The sequence below is a fragment of the Martinezella sp. CNPSo 3964 genome, assembly GCF_057784375.1.
The window spans coordinates 1-2,966 of the sequence record NZ_JBXSOW010000029.1 but is presented as its reverse complement, the minus strand read 5'-3'; the positions used below and the strand labels follow the sequence as shown (position 1 = coordinate 2,966).

Genomic DNA, 2,966 nt, shown 5'->3' with positions numbered 1-2,966 from the left:
TCGGCAAGCCCGGACAGATCGTTTGTCAGATCGAACAGCTGCTGGGCAACGAGATGCACGACCTCGCCTTCCCGCTGGATACGGCCATTAATCGCCATCATGCTGGAGCCGAGCACGACCTGCCTGCGCCGTTCGAAGAGCGTCGGCCAGACGACGACATTGGCTGGCCCGGTCTCATCCTCGACAGTCAGGAACATCACGCCCTTGGCCGAGCCCGGCTTCTGGCGCACGAGCACGAGACCCGCCGTCATCAGCCAGCGGCCGTCGCGCGCAGACATCGCCTCCTCGCAGGTGACGATATTGCGGGCTGTAAGATCCTGGCGCAGGAAGGCAAGCGGATGCTGGCGCAGCGTCAGGCCGGTATGGCTATAATCCTGGATGACGTTGTGTCCCTCCGTCATCTGGCGAAGGCTGACCTCCGGCTCCCGCTGCTCGGCGATCGTTCTCTGCTCGCGTTCGGCGGCCGCGGCAAACAGCGGCAAGGGTTCGTCGCGCAAGGCCTTGATCGCCCAGAGCGCATCGCGGCGCTGCAGCTTGAGCGACGACAGGAAGGCGTCGGCCTCGGCAAGCTCGACCAGGGACGCCGCCGGCACGCCGGACCTGCGCCAGAGATCATCGACACTCTCGAACGGCTGATCGGCCCGCGCGGCGATAATACGAGCCGCGTCGACTTGGGCAAGGCCATGGACCATCCGCATGCCGAGGCGAACGGCGTGGCGATCACTGTCCTCGATCGGCTCCAGCGCGCAGTCCCAGCGCGAGCGATTGATGCAGACAGGCCGGACCTCGACACCATGCTTGCGGGCATCGCCGACGATCTGCGCCGGTGCGTAAAAGCCCATGGGCTGGGAATTCAGAAGTGCTGCGCAGAAGGCGTCGGGGTAGTGGCATTTCACGTAAGATGAGGCATAGGCGATGAGGGCGAAGCTAGCGGCATGGCTTTCGGGAAAGCCGTAGGAGCCAAAGCCTTCGAGCTGCGAGAAGGTCCTTTCGGCGAATTCCGGCGTATAGCCGTTCCTGACCATGCCGGAGACGAGCTTGGCCTTGAACTTCGACACACCGCCGGTGAACTTGAAGGTCGCCATCGACTTGCGCAGCTGATCGGCCTCGCCGCCGGTAAAGCCGGCGCAGACCATCGCCACCTTCATGGCGCTCTCCTGGAAGAGCGGCACGCCGAGCGTCTTGCCGAGAACGGCTTCCAGTTCCGGTGTCGGATAGTCGACCGGCTCCTTGCCCTCCCGCCTCCGCAAATAGGGATGCACCATGTCGCCCTGGATCGGACCCGGTCGGACGATCGCCACCTGAATGACGAGATCATAGAAGGTGCGCGGCTTCATCCTGGGAAGCATGGACATTTGCGCCCGGCTTTCGATCTGGAAGGTGCCGAGCGTGTCGGCCTTGCGGATCATCGCATAGGTGGCCGGATCTTCCTGAGGGATCCTGGCCAGATCGAGATCCAGATGCTTGTGATCCTGGATCAAGGCGAAGGCCTTGCTCATGCAGGCGAGCATGCCGAGCGCCAGCACGTCGACCTTCATGAACTTCAGCGCCTCGACATCGTCCTTGTCCCATTCGATCACCTGCCGGTCGGCCATGGTGGCCGGCTCGATCGGCACGAGATCGTCGAGCCGGTCATGGGTGAGCACGAAACCGCCGGGATGCTGACCGAGATGACGTGGAGCGCCCATCAGCTGCTGCGCCAGTCTCAAGGTGAGCGCCAGCCGGCGGTCATCCGGATTGAGGTTGAGATCACTTAAGCCTCGTTCGGTCACCAGCTCCTCGGACCATGACCACATGCCGGATGACAGTGCCTTGATCACATCCTCCGGCAGGTCGAGCGCCTTGCCGACGTCGCGGATCGCGCCCTTGGCGCGGTAGCGCGTCACGGTCGCACAGAGAGCCGCCTTGTCATGGCCATAGGTCCTGTAGATCCATTGGATCACCTCCTCGCGCCGCTCATGCTCGAAATCGACATCGATGTCGGGCGGCTCGTCGCGCTCCTGGGAGACGAAGCGCTCGAAGAGGAGATTGTTGGTCTCGGGATCGATCGAGGTAATGCCGAGGATATAACAGACCGCGGAGTTGGCCGCCGACCCCCGCCCCTGGCATAGAATGCCTTGGGCGCGGGCATAGCGCACGATCGAGAACACCGTCAGGAAATAGGGGGCATATTTCATAGTGCGGATGAGATCGAGCTCGTGGCGGATCACCTTCAGCACCGATGGCTGCAATCCCTCCGGATAGCGGTTCGGAATGTACTCCCAGACATAATGCTCGAGAGATTCCTGAGCGCTTTTGCCGGGAACGATCGCCTCCTCCGGATATTGGTAGGTCAGCTCCTCCAGAGAGAACTTGCAGCGCTCGACGATCGCCAGCGTGCGCGCAAGCGCTTCGGGATAGCGCGGAAACAACCGCTCCATTTCCTCCGGAGGTTTTAGATAGCGGTCGGCATGCCTCTCGCGCTCAAAGCCGAGATCGTCGATCGTGGTGGTGTTGCGAATGCAGGTGACGATATCCTGCAGCTGCCGGCGCGATGGCTCATGGAAGAGAACGTCGTTGGTGACGACCGTCTTCACCTTGAGACGAACGGCCAGATTGGAGAGCTCATGCAGCCGCAGCTGATCGTTCGGCCGCCGGCGCAGGCAGAGCGACAGGTAGGCGCGATCGCCAAAGAGTTCCGCCATTTTTCTGAGCTGCAGGGCACAGGTCTCGTCGGCAAGATCCGGCACAAGGATGCCGATCAGGCCTTCGGCATAAAGGGCGACGTCGTCGAGGTTGAGGATGCAGTTGCCCTTGCCGCCCCTGCCCTTGCCGAGCGTCAGAAGCCGCGTCAGCCGGGAATAGGCGGGGCGATCCGTGGGATAGACGAGGATCGACATGCCGTCGGCAAGATCAAGGCGGCAGCCGACCACCAGGCGCACCCCGGTCGCACGCGACGCTTCCAATGCCCGCACGATCCCGGCCAG

1 protein-coding gene is annotated in these 2,966 nt (G+C 62.8%); it reads right to left on the bottom strand.

The genetic code is table 11. The features are described from left to right. Window positions 1-2,966 (bottom strand): error-prone DNA polymerase (locus AC13Q5_RS34955; RefSeq protein ID WP_488504954.1); only part of this gene is annotated, 2,966 nt, incomplete at both ends.